Raw genomic sequence first — 15,420 nt, 5'->3', positions numbered from 1 at the left:
TCGAAAGAGAATGAAACACAAAAAGATAAAAATGACAATAAAATTGCGTTGAAAAGCAAAAAATAACTTTCGAAAACTTTCCTTTTAAGGTGAGGCGCAGCGCTCAACACAGGACGCACTCAGCTTCAGGGACGGATTTCAACACCAGTCGGCACTAATTGCAGTAACACCAAGGGTTGAGTGACGCTGGCCGGGTCAAAGCTTTTCTGCTGCCGCTGCGCGATGTCGGCTAAATATTCGCGGCTGGACTCCAGATCCAACACCGTTTTATGCAGTTTGCCGGTAGCAAAAGCTGTTTTACCGCGGGCACTGACCGGGAAAACCATGTCGCCATCTCTGACTTTAATTTTAAATTGCTGACTGGCCTGATCGGACTCCAGTTGCATCCAGCAACCTTTGTTACTGCAGACACTGTGGATGCGACCTTGCACTGTGACTTGTTTATCCAGATATTGATCTGGCGCCGCGACAAGACTGGATACCGGCGTCAACAAGGCCAGATCGATAGCAGTGCCAAAACGTTGCGTCTGCGCCAGCAGGCTGGTTGGGGTTGCCAACAACCACAGCAACATGGTCAAAAGGATCAATCTTTTCATTACTCCCCCTTCATTATAGTCAACATCATCTGATGTCCCTTGCCGCCCAACGAGACCAGCAGCACCTCGGCAAACATACACTTTCAGCAAGCTAGCGGGTTGCGTTGTAAACTGCAAGCGTAAACATTGAACCCATGAATGTCACAGTTAAATAACTTTAATATACAGTTTTCATTAAAATAAAATCCACATATCCGCGCATTGTCATCAGAGTCAGCCGTCATGCTGACTGTCACAACAACATAAAATCCAACTCAAAATCACAACAAACATGGGTGTTCTATGAACAAAATGATTAAAACCAGTCTGCTGGTCTTTTCAGGTGCAGTGGCGCTATCAATGACCCAACCTGCTTATGCCGTGCCGGGAGCCGCCGACTGCGAAGTTTTAAGATATCAATGCAGCCTGGGTGATGAACAAAAATGCCGTATTGTTTATCGTTATTGCGATATTTATTACCCGGAAAATTTGACCGTACAACATGCGCAGCCTTTGATCTATCGACTGCTCAACCATTGATCTGCCCTCAAACAGACACCAAACCAACCCGAGTACACCAATAGCAAAAGGAAAAAATACAATGAAAACAACGCTTAAAATGACCTTGGCAGCTGTTAGCACGACGTTATTGTTTACCTTAGCGCAACCTGTCGCAGCCGCGCCTGACGAGTGGCAATGTCAGGATTTACGTGCCCTTTGTGCAGCAGGTAACCAAAATGCCTGTCAGGTTGCCGCTCGTTTATGCCGGATTTATCCGGTACAGCAGGAACAAGAGCACGCACCACAACCGCTGATTTTCCGTCTGTAATGATGTTTGGCACAGTTGCAATGGCAGCTGTGCCAATCTTTAGGTTTTCATTGATGACTGTTTATCCAGCACTTGCAACCAAAACCAATTGGCCAGCGGTCCGATAATATCGGCTTCAGCATTGGTCAGCAGCACCAGACCATAACCGGTCTGGGGCGCGTAACCGATATAAGGCCGGTATCCATCGACCACGCCGCCATGATAGTACACCCGTTGTTGATCATACTGCACCATCCGCCAGCCGCGACCATACCAAAGGCTGGTGTGCTTAAACTGCTGCCAGACTTCGCCCCGCGGTTTGCCCTGTACCCGGGTTAACGGCTGCTGTAGTTGTTGCAACAGCTGAAGCGGGAGCACCTCGGGTCGGCCGCCTAACATCGCCTGCAGATAAATAGCCAGATCCCGGGCACTGGCGTTCACGCCGGCAGCACTGCTGACCCGATAAAAATTTGCTTTGGGTTTCACCGCCCGCCAGCCTTTACCGCCACGTTGATGCGGCATCGCTTTATTACGCGAAGCCAGCAACGGCGCCAGCCCCACGGAAGCACTCTGCATCCCCAGAGGTTTGAATAGCCGCTGACTCAATAACTGGTCATAAGGCAAACCTGTCGCCCGCTCCAGCGCATTACCCAACAAACCAAAAAAAACATTTTGATAGCTGTAACAACGACCTAACGGGCAGACCGGACTGAGTTCACGCAGTCTGGGTAAAATTTGTGCTGGTGTCTGATCCGCTTCGATCAGATCTTCAAACGCGTGTGCCCAAAAACCGCTACTGTGTGACACCACCTGCTCCAGCGTCAGACTTTTCGTCAGTTCCGGAGTTCTGAGGACTAACTCAGGCACATAACTCGACAACGGCTGTTGCAACTGGAGCTGACTGGCATTTTGAGCCTGCACCAGGCTGACACCAGCAAAGGTTTTAGACACTGAAGCCAGCCGGAATACCGTATCCGCATTGACGGTGGCACGCTCGCCAGCCACTCTCACGCCATAGTAGCCAAGCTTCACAATGCGATCACCTTGCACAATAGCGTAAGCACCACCCGGGACTTTCGCTTGTTGCAGTTTAGAGCGAAATTGCTGTTCAAATTGTTGTACCAGCTCAGTTTCTGTCACCTGACCGGCCTGTACCAGCGAACTTACACTGAGCCATACACCCAACGCGGCGCCGTAGCGCCAGCGAGACAACATGGTAAACATGCACACTCCAAGCATCGATAGAAAATGTTAGTGACTGGCTACGCCAGCCGATGACAATAAAGGCAAATGCAACATTGGATCCTGCGCCTGACCATACTGCAATAACTCAAAATGTAAATGCGCCCCTGTGACTTTGCCGCTGTCGCCAACCCGGCCTATCACAGTACCAGCGGCGATATGGTCACCGGACTGCACGGAAAACTGCTGCAAATGCGCGTACAACGTCTGATAACCTGCACCATGGTCCAATAAAATCACTTTGCCAAAATTCGGATGTAAGCTGTGATGATCGGCTATCAGTACTTTGCCGGCAGCTGCCGCAAACACCAGATCACCCTGCTGACCTGCCAAATCCAGCCCTAGATGGGGCCGATACTGACGGAGCGCACTTTTCACACCAAAAGCAGAGTTCACGGCCACCTGCTGTAATGGCCATTGCCATGATGGCATGCCGCTGCGCTGCCACTGCAATTGACTGCACAGCAGATGGGCCAGCGCCGCCAACAGTAAAGCTGCGGTCACCAACACGCAGCGCCGCCGCCCAGACCAGGGTGCGATGGGCTGAAACAGCTGCCATAAACGCTGCCGGTTAAAATCTTCTTCGGTCGCTTGCTGCCCAAATCCGGCACCGGGACTGGCAGTCTGTGGCTGATATTGCAAACTGCGTAACAACACCTGACCATAGCGGTAGGCTGCCGCTGGCTGTGCTGTCAGCACCCATTGATCGACCGTCAATTCCATCGCCCGGATAAAAGCAGTTTCCAGCCGTGATAGCACTGGATTGAACCAAGCCAAAGCTGCCAATAGTCGCCAGGCTAACAGTTGTTGCGGATCTTTACGCCGGATATGGCAGAATTCGTGTTGTAACACCAGCCAGCGCTCGTCGGGAGTTAACTGACTAAATTGCTGCGGCAGGATCAGATGTAATCGCCAACAACCAAACACAAAGGGCGATGCTATCGCCTGTTGCTGTCGCAATTGCAGCCGGCGCAACTGCAAAGTTGCCTCTGTTCTGGCACTCAGCGGTAATGACGCCACCACTGCAGCGCGGGTTAAGGGTTCAGCTGTGGTGGCCAATTGTTGCAACAAGCGCCACTGACGGCTTAACTGCCACAAGCGCCAACTCACGCCAAGACCCCAACCACCGGACAAAGCCAGCAGCAATACCTCAGTCCAGACGATAGACGGCTGCAAGGCAGGATGTGCCGGAGCTGCCAGCCAAAACGATACTTCGCTGACACTGTCCAACAATAACTCCGGCGGCACCATCCAGGCGGAATGCCACTGCAAAGCAGGCCATAACGGCATACTACAGATCAGCAATAAGAGCCAATAAAAACCTGGCCACTGCGCCAAAGCAGGCTGACGTCGCAACAAGGGTTGCACGCAGGTCCAACACAACAAACTCCAAAGCAGAAAAGCCAGCAGCAACCACAGCACATGCATCAGTTGCTGTCCTGCGGTTGTTGCGTGGCCAATTGCGCCAACAGTCGCTCTAACTGCACCATTTCATTGGCATCCACCAGGTGACTACCGGCAAACATGGCCACCGGCAAAGGGCCTTTCAGTTCAAAAATCCGGCTGGCAAAGTCCTGCGCAAAACCAGCCAGAGTGCTGACTTTGTCGACATTGGCACTGTAACTATTTTTATGGCCCAGGCTGGTTAAACTCAGCAGGCCTTTCTCCACCATTCTTTCCAGCGTTTTCCGGGTCGAGGAATAACCCCAACCAAGCACCAGCGCCAGTTCATCATGTAACTCACGCGCAGTCAGGGGTTGTCTGGACCACAACAATTTCAGAATTTCTAATTCAGGGGCTGTCGGTTGTTGCATGGCTGAAGACCTGTGAATGGTATAGGTCGTCATAGTGCGACAAATGTCACAGGACTGCAAGTCCAAAATGCGACATTCGTCGCAGACATTCGTCATAGACATTCGTCATAGACATTCGTCATAGACATTCGTCATAGACATTCGTCATAGACATTCGTCATGGCCGTTTGGCACGGCCATAGCTGACTCACTTTAGTGCGGCAAATCCTGCGGTGTAGGGAGGACAGGAATAGGCGGACGCTTGTACGCTGGCATTCAACTGGCGAGCCCTTGAAGCTGCCACAGTTCGCCCTCATCTCCAATGATACTTTGGTCTGTTTTGTACGATTTTTCTGGCTCAGCGCCAATATTCAGGAGTGTTTTATGTCCAGTCGCCGTCGTTATGCTTTCCCTGTGTTATTGAGTTTTTTCGTCACCAGCTGCGGTTATTTCAGCACGGATCCAAGACAAGTCGCCGAACAGGCCTGGCTGGCGAAAGAACAACAACTGGCGACTGTGGTGCAGCAAATCCGCGCACAAGGGCTGGACACAGTGCTGGCAAAAGCGGAAGCAGGTTCTGTCAGCGCTTGTGTCGCCAATAAACTCAGTACTGATCCGCTGGGTAAATTAATTAGTGTGGAAGGGGCGTTGGCCGAATCAGCGAAAGTCACCCAGCTGCTGGCAGATTTAGAGCAACTGTTACAACAGGATTTTAGCTTTGAACAATTGGCCAGCACGCTGGAAAAAGGTGCCCATGCCGCCGCATATGCTAAAACTTTACTGGAACAACAAGGTTTGGAACAGGCACTGCTCACCCTGAAACAAATGGTGCAGGCCAGCACGGCGCTGGCCCAGCAAGACTTAGGGGCTCATCTGCAACAGTTGCTGCAAAGCTGCCAACCGGCAGCCAACACCGACTCACAGCCAGCCAGTTGATGCGGGCTTTACAGGGTTCAGCCCGATAACTGGTTCCAGCGGGTACGCTGCATACAACGTTTTAATTTAACCAAGCCAAGACTGTAACATGCAGCTAAGGCCAGACAATACAGCGAAGACCCCCATAAAAACAGCGGTCTTTGCTGCAACTCCAGCAGGTGAGCATCCGCGACTGCTGGGGCATGCACTAACCAAAAGCCAAATAAGGCTCTGGCAAAAAAAATCAGACTGACCAGGGCCAGTGCTACACCTATCCCAGGCAAACGGCGCATCATGCCAGCGCCGGACCAGGCATAAAAGGCCCAGGTAGTCAGTACTAAGGCAATCACTGTGGTCAGCACGGGCGGATACCAGTGACCCTGCGCAGCCAGTCGCGCTATCGCCTCACCAGCCCCAAAAAAGCGGTACCAGTCCGGCCCACCGGCAATAATGAGAAAATGTGCTAACGCCGCCAGCATGGTCAATCCTGCCGCCCAGCGTAACCAAGGGTTATCATTATGGCTTATCATCCACGCCTCCTTAAATCCAACGCCGGACTTGCTGCCGGTACTGCTGATATTCAGCACCAAAACGACTTGCCATCCAACGTTCTTCCGGTTTGATCTGATACTGCTGGATCAAGAGCAGAAATAATGGCAACCCCAACCAGACTGACAACACCGCCAGCCAACAGGCCACCCCTGCTAAGCCGAGCAGCATTGCCAGATACATCGGATTACGGCTATAGCGGAAGATCCCATCTTGCACCAGACTGGTGCTGAGTTGCAGTTGCATAGGATGAACAGTAGTCGCTGCCTGGCGAAAGCGCCAGACCGCAGCCAGACCAATCACCAGCGCCATCAGGATAAAACCGGCAGCCAGAGCGATACGCCAGGCGGTGAAGATCTGGCTGAAATGATAAAGTGGCCAGAACTGCGCCAGCAACCACATCAATCCGACGCAGATCAACCACCACAACAAGGGGGGAATTTTCAGTTCCAGCCAGCGCATAAACACTGGCGGAGGAAAAGGTAAAGACATGCAGGCTCTCCTTGGCAAATCCTGGCAATCCATTGCCAGTTGTAGCAGTAAGAGTGCTGATTAATCAATCACTTTATGTACAATTGGAGCTAAGTTTACCGTCTGATCCGACCAGCTTAGGGCTGCCAGATATTCTGCCGTGGCTTTTGCGGCGGCCTCAACTGATGCGGCGTGGACACGGGCAATCCGATCGCCAGCCTGTACTTTGCAGCCCAGCGCCAATACATCACTGAAACCTACTGCAGGATCAATCACTTGCTGCGGATGCGCCCGGCCACCACCTAATCTGACCACCGCCATACCCACCGCAGTCGTGTCGCTCGCGGCCAGATAACCCGCCTGAGGCGCCAGAATATCCTGCACCACAGCTGCTGCCGCCAGGTAGTGCTGTGGTTTCTCCAGCAAATCAACCGGACCGCCCAGAGCGCTGACCATCTGGGCAAAAATTTCAGCCGCCTTGCCTGAGGTTAAACTCAGTTCCAGTGCGGCCACCGCGCTGGCTTTGTCTTTCGCCAGACCTGCCAGTTGTAGCATGCTGGCGCCCAGCTCTAACGTCACCTGATGCAGCCTTGGTTCGCGATATTTCCCGGTCAGATAATCCAGTGTTTCCAGTACTTCCAGCACATTGCCGGCGGTCGCCCCCAGGCATTCATTCATATCCGTTAATAACGCCTGCGTCTTGACCCCTGCACCTTTGGCGGTATTGACAATACTGGTCGCCAGCGCTGTAGCGTCGGCCACATTTTTCATAATGGCACCTGAACCAATTTTGACGTCCATCGTCAGTACATCCAGCCCGGCGGCCAGTTTCTTCGACAAAATCGATGCGGTGATCAGCGGGATAGATTCGACAGTCGCAGTGACATCGCGGATCAGATACAAACGCCGATCGGCGGGTGCCAGTTCCGCACTTTGCCCGACGATCACACAGCCCAGCCTGGCCACTTCAGCCTGAATTTTTGCCAGTGGCTGGGTACAGCTATACCCCGGAATAGTTTCCAGTTTATCGACTGTGCCACCGGTATGACCCAGACCACGGCCGGCAATCATCGGCACATAACCGCCACAAGCGGCAATCATTGGCGCCAGCATCAGACTGACTTTGTCACCCACACCGCCGGTCGAATGTTTATCCACCACCGGGCCATTCAGTTTGCCAGCCCAGTTCAATACTGAACCTGAGTCGCGCATGGCACGGGTTAAAGCCACTGTTTCTTCGGTTTGCATGCCATTTAAGTAAATCGCCATTGCCAGCGCGGCCGTCTGACCTTCACTGAAACTGTTATCAGTGATACCACGGACAAATTGCTGGATAGCGACTTCTGGTAACTGGCCACCATTACGTTTTAATTTGATAATTTCCTGCGGTAAATACACATCAGACTCCGTTATTTGCTGCTTTTACTGGTATCAACTTTGTTGCTTTCGGCCAGATACAAAGGCGTAAAAGCACTTGGTAACAGTTCACCTAAGCTCCATTGCTGTAACTGATCCAGATGATTCGCACTGGCAATTGGACTTTGGGGGGTAAAAAATTCGGCAATGACCTGGCGGCAAATACCACAAGGTGGGGTTAATTTTTCCTGCGGGGTATACACCAGCAAAGCGCTGAACTGCCGCTCACCGGCGACCACAGCTGCAGCTATAGCATTACGCTCGGCACAAGTGGTGCCACCATAAGAAGCATTTTCGACATTGCAGCCGGTATAAATTTTACCACTGGCGGCCAGCACGGCAACACCAACCGGAAAATGACTGTAAGGGGCATATGCCTGCTCAGCGGCAGTACGGGCTTGTTGTTGCAGTAAAGCCCAATCAATAGATGAATTCATCCAGTGAAAACTCGTTGTGACTATGGGCAGCCTGTTATGCCCTGAAATGACGCCGGATGCAAGATCCGGTCAGCAGTTAAAGCAGATTTTCGTCTGATGAATGCATGATTATTGCGCAGCTGGCAGCGAATAAACTGCCAGACGGCCAAATATAAGAAGATGTTAAGCCTGCGCTTGCCGTGGCGTGGCGCGACGACTGAATAGCCATACCATGGCAAATAACCAACAAGCAGCTATCGGCAGTAACCAGAAGGCAGTACCGATACCCGCGCTATTGGCCCACAGCCCCGTGCCTAACGCTGCGATCTGACAGCCAACCGAGCCCCCAATATTGGCCAGGCCAGACAACACAGCGCCGTTTTGTGGATCCAGATCCATCGCGGTTGCCAGTAATAACGGGAACAAACCTCCTAACCCCAGCCCCAGCATAAAATTCGCCAGCGCCAGCACGCTGGATGTCTCCGCCAGCTTCAGCAGCACGGCTCCAGATAGCATCAGGGCGGCTAACAACCTTAATAACAAACGCGCGCCGCACCAGGGTAATAAAAAGGCAAAACCTAACCGGCTCAGCACCATACCGCCGGTAAACCAGGCAAACACCAGCCGTGCCTGCTCAGTTGGATATTGCAAGGCGGTCGAGGCATAGCTGACAAACCAGTTGCCATTGCCCCATTCCACCGCACCATAACCCAACATAGCTAACACCAGGGCGACAAAAGCCGGCTGTTTTAATACTGCGCCATAAGACAATGTCTGGCGCGGCGCGGCAGCCTGAGCCGGCGTCGCCTGGATCAACCTGGCAATCCAATAGGCATAAGCCGCAAGGCCCACCAGCAATACCGCCAACAACCGCAATGGCCAACGCCAGTCTTCCATCCACCAGTACAACACCACCACCAGAAAAGGTGCCGCCAGAGTACCGAGACTAAACATAAAGTCCATCAACCCCATCATCTGAGCTCTTTTATTGGCGTGCAAGCGAGCAATCAAGGTATGACCAATGGTAAACATCACAGAGCAGAACAAACCAAACAGAAAAATACCGATCATCAGCTCGGTTGAGGTCTCGACGAATGAAATCAGCAACAACAACAGCGTTTCAGCCAGCGCCAGCGCGGCAAATAGCTTCAGAAAATTAAATTTTTGCACATATTTGCCACCCAGATAAGCGCCACTGATAGTGCCAAGCGCCATCACCAGAAAGAACCAGCCACTTTGTGCTGCGCTCATCTGCAAACTGCGGGTCAGATCCGGCAGCAACACCCCCCATAAAATAATCAGGATCCCCAGCAAAAAAAAACCAGAGAAAATCAATGCGGTGGGATGAAAGCGTGACATGCGGCCTCGTCGATTTGTACTAAAATTACAGTATTTTAGAATTATACTATAAAAAAGCGGTTAAAACGGCACTTTATGTAGTTTTATTACAGAAAGTGCCGTTTTTTAGCATTATTGTCTGACAAATGTAGTTCAGGCTTTGGTCACTGTCAGCTCAACCTGACTGCCACTGTCCGACAGTTGGATCTTTACTTTCGCTTGATCTGCACTGACACCACCAGTGACTGTCAACTGCAATAAACACTCGCCACGCTGATTTGTCCTTAACCCGGTTTGACCCGCGCATGCCGAAGCCGGGGTGACCAGCAGCCCACCGTCATTTTTGTCATAACTGACGGTGACAGTGAAGTCAGTAAAAGGCAGGTTAATCAAGCTGGCATCCTGCGCTTTGAGCAATACTGTACCCGAACCACTCAGTTGAGTGGTATCTGCACTCAGCGTGAAGGGTAATAAGCCAGCAAAACAGGCCTGACGATCCAGCGTGGTGGCAGCAGTCCCATTCACCTCCGCCATCACCCAAACCTGAGCTGATCCGAGCGGCAGATAACGACTATCTTGTTGTGGATCGGACAGGCAACCAAGCCTTAAGGTTTGCTGATTGGCCGGATACGTCAGATAAAACGTGGCATAACCGTCTTTGACGATCGCCTGGCCCGGGACCAAATCGGTACTGCCTGTTGCGGCTTCGCCGGCGATTTGCACCCCGACCAGCGCGGCGCCGACCAGATACTGTAATTGGTTATAACTTTGCGACCAGGCTTTATTCAACGCCAATTGCTGGTTTTCAACAGGTGCAGCCGCCACAAAACGGATTTTATCGCCAGCCTGCGCATTCGGCAGCAACACCCGATCACCCTGTTGAATATAACGATTGAGGTTGTTACGCAGATTATAAGCACTTTTAAACAAGGCATTGGACGGATCCGTTAACAACAGACTCGCTTGTTGGGCGCTGGCATCGCCTGCGGCCACACTTTGAAACGCACCATAATGAAGGGCTGGAGCCATATTCGACAACAACACTGAATCCAGGGCCCCCAAGCTGACCACTGTGCCATTTGGCACTGCATTACCGTGCCGATCTGTCACCAATAAACCACCTTTACGCCGGTACAAGCCGTTGCCAAGGTTGGTTAAACTGTCAAGCCGTGGATAACTGACCGCAATACTGTGGGCCGGACCTGATGCGATGCTCAATCCTGACACGCTGGTTTTTACCGCCGGTGATAGCGGTAATCCTTGTTCATTCAAGGCTTCAACACTCAGTTCTAACACGCCAGGCAGAGTCCCCGCTTGCAACAACAGCGTGGCAACCCCATTGCGGCTTTTCAACCTGACTTGCTGACTGTCTCTGACCAGAGCGCCACTCGCCTGTTGGCCTTGCAGTACTTCACCGCCATTGGGTCTGGCGATCAATTGTACCAGCAAATTGTCGAGGCCAGCCGGGCCATCCCCGGCCGCTAAACCAGCGCGGTTGAATAACTGGATCTGAATATTGGTGCTGTCCTGCCCACCAGTGCCAGTGACCACCAGCGCCGGATTTGCCACCGTGACTTGTAACTGACTGACGACAGGATCCACCGGCAACGGCGCCTGACCAGAAATAGTCACAGTCGCGGTTTGTTGCACGCCATTGACATAAGCTGTCACTCTGGCCGCACCGGCTACAGCGCCAGGGTACAGTTTGACGATGGCCTGACCTTCACCACGCCCAGATGCCTCACCGCGATCCGTCGGTACTTTAGTGTTCAGTAACGGTGCTGCAGGGCTGAAACTACCCAGGGTGGTGCTGAATTCGACCTGAGCATTGAGCAACAATTTATTGTCCTGATCCCGCACCGTGGCCGTCACATAACTAAACTGCTCCGGAAAACCAGCATCCAGCACTTCTGAGGACAGGGTCAGCGTCAATTGTGTCGCTTTTTCACTCGTGTCTGCACCACCACAGGACTGCAGCAGCCAGACCAACCCCAAAAGCACAGCCAGACGAATTTTAAACAGCATCTTCAGTACATCCTTGCAAGAAAAAACAATGATTTATAACTTACAATTGATAGCAATAAGTTAAATAATATAAAGCAAAGCAGCTTAGGTTAAATCAGACAAAAAGCATCCGCATCCAGCGCCACCGGAAATTTTTGCCGGCCTTGTTGCAAGGTGTCCAGTTCCAAAGTGGCCAGCAATACGGCCGCCTGACCTTCACTTGCTGTAGCCAGCGGTTCGCCCAGATAGTTCAGCACCACAGAATCCCCACTGTACTCCAGACCATTGCCATCGATGCCCACTCTGTTACAACCCAGCACATAGGCCTGATTTTCAATCGCCCTGGCCGCCAGCAAGGTGCGCCAGACCTGACGTCGGGCTGCCGGCCAGTTGGCAACATAAATCAGCACGTCATAATCGCCCTGATTGCGGGCAAACACCGGAAAACGCAGGTCATAGCAGATTTGCAGATTCAGCCGGAAACCCCGGTAGTGGACAATCTGCCGCTGCGAGCCAGCGACATAATGCTGATGCTCACCGCCCATGCGGAATAAATGCCGTTTGTCGTAATAGTCCATCCGGCCATCCGGCTGCACCCACAACAAGCGATTACAAACCCCCTGCTCTGTCTGAATCGCCAGGGAACCACAAATGGCAAACTGATATAAAGCCGCCTGCTGTTGCAGCCATAGCACTGTGTCGCCCTGCATCGTTTCTGCAATCAAGCTGCTTTGCATCGAAAAACCACTATTAAAGGTTTCCGGTAACACCACCAGATCGACTGCAGCTAACTGGCTGAACAGCCTGCTAAAATGCTCACGGTTGGCAGCCGCGTCCTGCCAAACCAATTCAGTTTGTAACAAAGCAACCCGTAAATTGCTGCCGGTTAAGACTGGATCTGACATAAAAAATCCGCCGCTTGTTGTAAGGTCGTTGTTTGTTTAGCAAAACAAAACCGAATAATTTTACTATCCTGTTCCTGCCGTGAGAATACCGATAGCGGGATCGCCGCCACCCGGTGTTCAACAGTTAACCAGTGACAAAACTCGACATCAGACCGGGTGCTGATCGCACTATAATCTGCCAGCTGAAAATAACTGCCGGCACAGGGCAATAATTTAAAGGGGCTGCTAGCTAACAAGGAGGCAAACAAATCACGCTTTTGCCGATAGAAATCTGCTAAACCAGTCACCAGCTCAGGAGCCTGTTCCAGCACTGTGGCTATCGCATATTGCGCCGGGGTAAAACTTGAGAAAGTGACATATTGGTGAATTTTCCGCAATTCTAATGTCAGGTTCGGCGGCGCTACACAATAACCCAGCTTCCAGCCAGTGACATGAAAGGTTTTACCAAAAGAGCTGATGATAAATGTTCTGTCCAGCAAGGCCGGCATTTGATTGGCACTGCCACGCGCTGCGGGCTCAAACACCATATGTTCATACACTTCGTCACTGATACAAAATAAGCCATGTTGCTGCACCAGATCCGCCAACGCCTGCCAATCAGCCGGGGAAAATACAGTACCAGTCGGGTTATGCGGGCTGTTGACAATGATCAATCTGGTTTGCGGCGTCACTCTACGATGCACCGCTTGCCAGTCAATCTGATAGTCAGGGGCCGTCAGTTGAATGTGGACAGTTTTACCACCCGCCAACTCCACCGCCGGCTGATAGCTATCATAGGCAGGATCAAACACAATCACTTCGTCACCAGGTCGCACCACAGCTTGAATGGCAACAAATAAAGCTTCAGTGGCACCAGAGGTTACCGTAATCTCGGTCTCCGCATTCAGCACTCTGCCATAACAACGTTCGGTTAATGCCGCAATTTGCTGACGCAACGCCAATACCCCAACCATCGGTGCATATTGGTTATTGCCAGCCATCACCTGTTGATTCAGCGCTGCTAATAAAGGAGCTGCCGCGGGAAAATCAGGAAAGCCCTGCGATAAATTAATCGCCTGATAGCTAGTCGCCAACTGAGTCATTTGGCTAAAAATGGTGGTGCCCACCCAGGGCAACTTACTGCGCAGTTCCATAAAGCTCCTTGCTCGCCTATCGTGACCGGATCTGGCTGATGCTAGCATTATTCCGCTTTCGCTGTCTGCCAGCGCGCAAGAAAACGGCTTGGCCTGAGCCTGAGGCCAGTGGTATCATTCAGACAGTTTCACGTATAGACGTCTAAACATAAAGATGAACATGACAACCAACCAATTAAATCCCTATGCCATTGCTTTGTGTACGCTCGGTCGCTGGATCAGCGCGCGGCAATGGGTACCTGCCGGCAGCGGTAGTTTTTCAATCCGGACCGCTTTGCAGCAAGCACTCATCACACCCCATCACAAAGACAAAGCTGAACTGAGTCCACAGGATCTGCAACCACTTTGCTGGCCGACAACCACCGCTGAGCCCGTAGTCGTCACCCATCAGTTACATACCAGCATTTATCAGCAGGTTCACCAGGCGAAAGTGGTGCTGCAGGTGCAATCCAGCAGTGCGCTGTTATTTAGTAAGCTGGTTCAGACCAACCAGCATCAGTTTGTCGGTTATCAGTTACAACATGTACTGCAGCAAAATCCACAACAACAGCTGACGCTGGCCATGCTGACTGATGCCACCGATCTGGCACAGTTGCAGCAGTTAGTACAGCAGCAACATCAGTTGGGATTATCGGCCTTGTTAGTCCGTAACCTGGGCTTGATTGTCTGGGCCGAACAACCAGAACAAGCCAGACGTCAACTGGAAGCCTGGGACTTTTTATTGCACTGTGAGCTGGAATTACTGAAACATCAACACTGAATGCTTTGTGCTGTACTTTCATCAGGCACTTGCACCAGAACAGCGCACTGTTGCCCATCCCCAGCTCAATAGGTACAAAACAAATAAAATTTATCAATCTAAAACAATAACTTAATTTTTGGTGCATAAGTTGCTGTCTCAGGGCAATCCTTGTTTACTGCTGATCGAATCCGATGCCCATTCATACCCCATTACGCGGTTTACGCTGTTTTTGCGTCGCCGCCGAATGTTTAAGTTTTAAAGAAACGGCCAGCCAGTTGTATCTGACACCTTCGGCGGTCAGCCATCAAATTAAACAATTGGAAGAAAGTTTGGGTTTTAGCTTATTTGAACGCCAAACCCGGGCCGTGGTGCTGACCAGTGAAGGACGGCGTTTTTATCAGTCGATCCAGCCATTAATGCAGGGTCTGGCGAGTACTATCAGCGAATTTTGCCAAACCAAGCGGGAGCAGGTTGTCAGTATTACCTTACCGGAGTTTTTTGCCAGCGAGTTTTTTGTACCCAGACTGGTGGGTTGGTCAGCGCAGCATCCGGCAATTAATCTGCGCCTGGAAACCGTGAAGTCTCGACAGGAAAGCAGTCGCCACACCGATCTGCAAATTGTACTGGCCAGCAGTAAACCAACCGACAAACCCAGTCATCAGTTGTTTCCCATCAGCTATGTACCGGCCTGTAGCCAGGATTGGTATCAGCGGTTACAGGCCACAGATGGCGGGCTACCTGCACTGGAAACCGTGCCGCTGATCGTGCATCAGGCCAGACCCTGGTGCTGGCATCAATGGGCAGATCAAGCAGGTTATGATGATTTTCGGCCTAAACAAATTATTCAGCTCGACAGTATGTTTAGCGTGGCCCGGGCGGCACAGCAGGGGCTTGGCGTTGCACTGATCCCATTGCCGATCAGCCAGGCCTGGTTTGACAATGGCAGCCTGGTCCGGTTGTTTGAAGATGAACTCCATACCAGGGATCACTACTATCTGGTGCAACATGAAGCCGACGACAGTAGACCGGAAATTCAGTTATTAACGAACTGGGTATTGGAAAAGTTCCGTTAAGCATCAGCTGACAGTTGAATCCGATTCAGCTGTCAGGTCG

General features: G+C 51.6%; 17 protein-coding genes. 5 read left to right on the top strand and 12 right to left on the bottom strand.

The features are described from left to right. Nucleotides 1-125: 125 nt before the first annotated feature. The gene (locus AC53GJ_RS00315; protein ID WP_496730550.1) at nt 126-596 is read right to left on the bottom strand and encodes a DUF4920 domain-containing protein; all 471 of its coding nucleotides are present in this window, start codon (nt 594-596) and stop codon (nt 126-128) included. Between the two features lie 282 nt (nt 597-878). On the opposite strand from AC53GJ_RS00315, the gene AC53GJ_RS00310 reads away from it, so the two are divergent. Together AC53GJ_RS00310 and AC53GJ_RS00305 are read left to right on the top strand one after the other, a co-directional pair. Then, nucleotides 879-1,115 (top strand): hypothetical protein, encoded by a 237-nt coding sequence (locus AC53GJ_RS00310; RefSeq protein ID WP_496730549.1) that lies wholly within the window; start codon nt 879-881, stop codon nt 1,113-1,115. Between the two features lie 61 nt (nt 1,116-1,176). Beyond that, on the top strand, nt 1,177-1,404 hold the full coding sequence (locus AC53GJ_RS00305; RefSeq protein WP_496730548.1) for a hypothetical protein: 228 nt from the start codon (nt 1,177-1,179) through the stop codon (nt 1,402-1,404). 39 nt (nt 1,405-1,443) lie between these two features. Here AC53GJ_RS00305 and AC53GJ_RS00300 read toward each other — a convergent pair whose 3' ends face one another. Genes AC53GJ_RS00300 through AC53GJ_RS00290 form a run of 3 tightly spaced genes read right to left on the bottom strand, consistent with a single transcriptional unit; the run spans nt 1,444 to nt 4,439 of the window. After that, entirely contained in the window at nt 1,444-2,607 is a 1,164-nt protein-coding gene (locus AC53GJ_RS00300) for a serine hydrolase domain-containing protein (protein ID WP_496730547.1), read from the bottom strand. Between the two features lie 27 nt (nt 2,608-2,634). Then, nucleotides 2,635-4,053, bottom strand: a complete 1,419-nt coding sequence (locus AC53GJ_RS00295) for a peptidoglycan DD-metalloendopeptidase family protein (protein WP_496730546.1) — start codon at nt 4,051-4,053, stop codon at nt 2,635-2,637. Continuing rightward, a complete protein-coding gene (locus AC53GJ_RS00290; RefSeq protein WP_496730545.1) occupies nt 4,053-4,439 on the bottom strand; it encodes a BlaI/MecI/CopY family transcriptional regulator in 387 nt (128 codons plus the stop codon). Before AC53GJ_RS00290 ends, AC53GJ_RS00295 begins: the two co-directional genes overlap by 1 nt. A 363-nt stretch (nt 4,440-4,802) precedes the next feature. Between AC53GJ_RS00290 and AC53GJ_RS00285 the strand changes: the two genes are divergently transcribed. After that, the gene (locus AC53GJ_RS00285) at nt 4,803-5,354 is read left to right on the top strand and encodes a hypothetical protein (RefSeq protein WP_496730544.1); all 552 of its coding nucleotides are present in this window, start codon (nt 4,803-4,805) and stop codon (nt 5,352-5,354) included. A 17-nt stretch (nt 5,355-5,371) separates the two neighbouring features. On the opposite strand, the gene AC53GJ_RS00280 is transcribed toward AC53GJ_RS00285, so the two are convergent. The 8 genes from AC53GJ_RS00280 to AC53GJ_RS00245 form a co-directional block, all read right to left on the bottom strand. Next, nucleotides 5,372-5,863, bottom strand: coding sequence for a hypothetical protein (locus tag AC53GJ_RS00280; protein ID WP_496730543.1), 492 nt, complete (start codon nt 5,861-5,863; stop codon nt 5,372-5,374). A gap of 10 nt (nt 5,864-5,873) precedes the next feature. Next, nucleotides 5,874-6,374 carry a methyltransferase family protein gene (locus AC53GJ_RS00275; RefSeq protein ID WP_496730542.1) on the bottom strand — a complete coding sequence of 167 codons (501 nt, stop codon included), beginning with the start codon at nt 6,372-6,374 and terminating at the stop codon, nt 5,874-5,876. 60 nt (nt 6,375-6,434) lie between these two features. After that, on the bottom strand, nt 6,435-7,751 hold the full coding sequence (gene deoA / locus AC53GJ_RS00270) for a thymidine phosphorylase (RefSeq protein WP_496730541.1): 1,317 nt from the start codon (nt 7,749-7,751) through the stop codon (nt 6,435-6,437). A gap of 11 nt (nt 7,752-7,762) precedes the next feature. Beyond that, a complete protein-coding gene (locus AC53GJ_RS00265) occupies nt 7,763-8,206 on the bottom strand; it encodes a cytidine deaminase (RefSeq protein ID WP_496730540.1) in 444 nt (147 codons plus the stop codon). 162 nt (nt 8,207-8,368) lie between these two features. After that, on the bottom strand, nt 8,369-9,544 hold the full coding sequence (locus AC53GJ_RS00260; RefSeq protein ID WP_496730539.1) for an MFS transporter: 1,176 nt from the start codon (nt 9,542-9,544) through the stop codon (nt 8,369-8,371). Between the two features lie 132 nt (nt 9,545-9,676). After that, nucleotides 9,677-11,548, bottom strand: coding sequence for an Ig-like domain-containing protein (locus tag AC53GJ_RS00255; protein WP_496730538.1), 1,872 nt, complete (start codon nt 11,546-11,548; stop codon nt 9,677-9,679). A gap of 89 nt (nt 11,549-11,637) precedes the next feature. Next, nucleotides 11,638-12,432 (bottom strand): amidohydrolase, encoded by a 795-nt coding sequence (locus tag AC53GJ_RS00250; protein WP_496730537.1) that lies wholly within the window; start codon nt 12,430-12,432, stop codon nt 11,638-11,640. Next, nucleotides 12,414-13,565 carry a methionine aminotransferase gene (locus AC53GJ_RS00245; RefSeq protein ID WP_496730536.1) on the bottom strand — a complete coding sequence of 384 codons (1,152 nt, stop codon included), beginning with the start codon at nt 13,563-13,565 and terminating at the stop codon, nt 12,414-12,416. Before AC53GJ_RS00245 ends, AC53GJ_RS00250 begins: the two co-directional genes overlap by 19 nt. 160 nt (nt 13,566-13,725) lie before the next feature. Between AC53GJ_RS00245 and AC53GJ_RS00240 the strand changes: the two genes are divergently transcribed. Beyond that, nucleotides 13,726-14,325 carry a class II aldolase/adducin family protein gene (locus tag AC53GJ_RS00240; RefSeq protein ID WP_496730535.1) on the top strand — a complete coding sequence of 200 codons (600 nt, stop codon included), beginning with the start codon at nt 13,726-13,728 and terminating at the stop codon, nt 14,323-14,325. Nucleotides 14,326-14,498: 173 nt separating this feature from the next. Next, on the top strand, nt 14,499-15,380 hold the full coding sequence (locus AC53GJ_RS00235; RefSeq protein ID WP_496730534.1) for a LysR substrate-binding domain-containing protein: 882 nt from the start codon (nt 14,499-14,501) through the stop codon (nt 15,378-15,380). The last annotated feature ends 40 nt before the right edge of the window (nt 15,381-15,420 follow it).

The sequence above is a fragment of the Rheinheimera sp. B2H12 genome (assembly GCF_059620065.1).
Note: the sequence above shows the minus strand (reverse complement) of the source record. Positions and strands in the feature narration are given on the sequence as shown.

Coding starts and splice junctions, on each gene's coding strand:
- AC53GJ_RS00295 (WP_496730546.1), bottom strand. CDS start 4,053: ATGCATGTGCTGTGGTTGCTGCTGGCTTTTCTGCTTTGGAGTTTGTTG.
- AC53GJ_RS00305 (WP_496730548.1), top strand. CDS start 1,177: ATGAAAACAACGCTTAAAATGACCTTGGCAGCTGTTAGCACGACGTTA.
- AC53GJ_RS00315 (WP_496730550.1), bottom strand. CDS start 596: ATGAAAAGATTGATCCTTTTGACCATGTTGCTGTGGTTGTTGGCAACC.
- AC53GJ_RS00265 (WP_496730540.1), bottom strand. CDS start 8,206: ATGAATTCATCTATTGATTGGGCTTTACTGCAACAACAAGCCCGTACT.
- AC53GJ_RS00255 (WP_496730538.1), bottom strand. CDS start 11,548: ATGCTGTTTAAAATTCGTCTGGCTGTGCTTTTGGGGTTGGTCTGGCTG.
- AC53GJ_RS00275 (WP_496730542.1), bottom strand. CDS start 6,374: ATGTCTTTACCTTTTCCTCCGCCAGTGTTTATGCGCTGGCTGGAACTG.
- AC53GJ_RS00290 (WP_496730545.1), bottom strand. CDS start 4,439: ATGCAACAACCGACAGCCCCTGAATTAGAAATTCTGAAATTGTTGTGG.
- AC53GJ_RS00240 (WP_496730535.1), top strand. CDS start 13,726: ATGACAACCAACCAATTAAATCCCTATGCCATTGCTTTGTGTACGCTC.
- AC53GJ_RS00250 (WP_496730537.1), bottom strand. CDS start 12,432: ATGTCAGATCCAGTCTTAACCGGCAGCAATTTACGGGTTGCTTTGTTA.
- AC53GJ_RS00310 (WP_496730549.1), top strand. CDS start 879: ATGAACAAAATGATTAAAACCAGTCTGCTGGTCTTTTCAGGTGCAGTG.
- AC53GJ_RS00235 (WP_496730534.1), top strand. CDS start 14,499: ATGCCCATTCATACCCCATTACGCGGTTTACGCTGTTTTTGCGTCGCC.
- AC53GJ_RS00280 (WP_496730543.1), bottom strand. CDS start 5,863: ATGATAAGCCATAATGATAACCCTTGGTTACGCTGGGCGGCAGGATTG.
- AC53GJ_RS00300 (WP_496730547.1), bottom strand. CDS start 2,607: ATGTTTACCATGTTGTCTCGCTGGCGCTACGGCGCCGCGTTGGGTGTA.
- AC53GJ_RS00245 (WP_496730536.1), bottom strand. CDS start 13,565: ATGGAACTGCGCAGTAAGTTGCCCTGGGTGGGCACCACCATTTTTAGC.
- AC53GJ_RS00260 (WP_496730539.1), bottom strand. CDS start 9,544: ATGTCACGCTTTCATCCCACCGCATTGATTTTCTCTGGTTTTTTTTTG.
- AC53GJ_RS00285 (WP_496730544.1), top strand. CDS start 4,803: ATGTCCAGTCGCCGTCGTTATGCTTTCCCTGTGTTATTGAGTTTTTTC.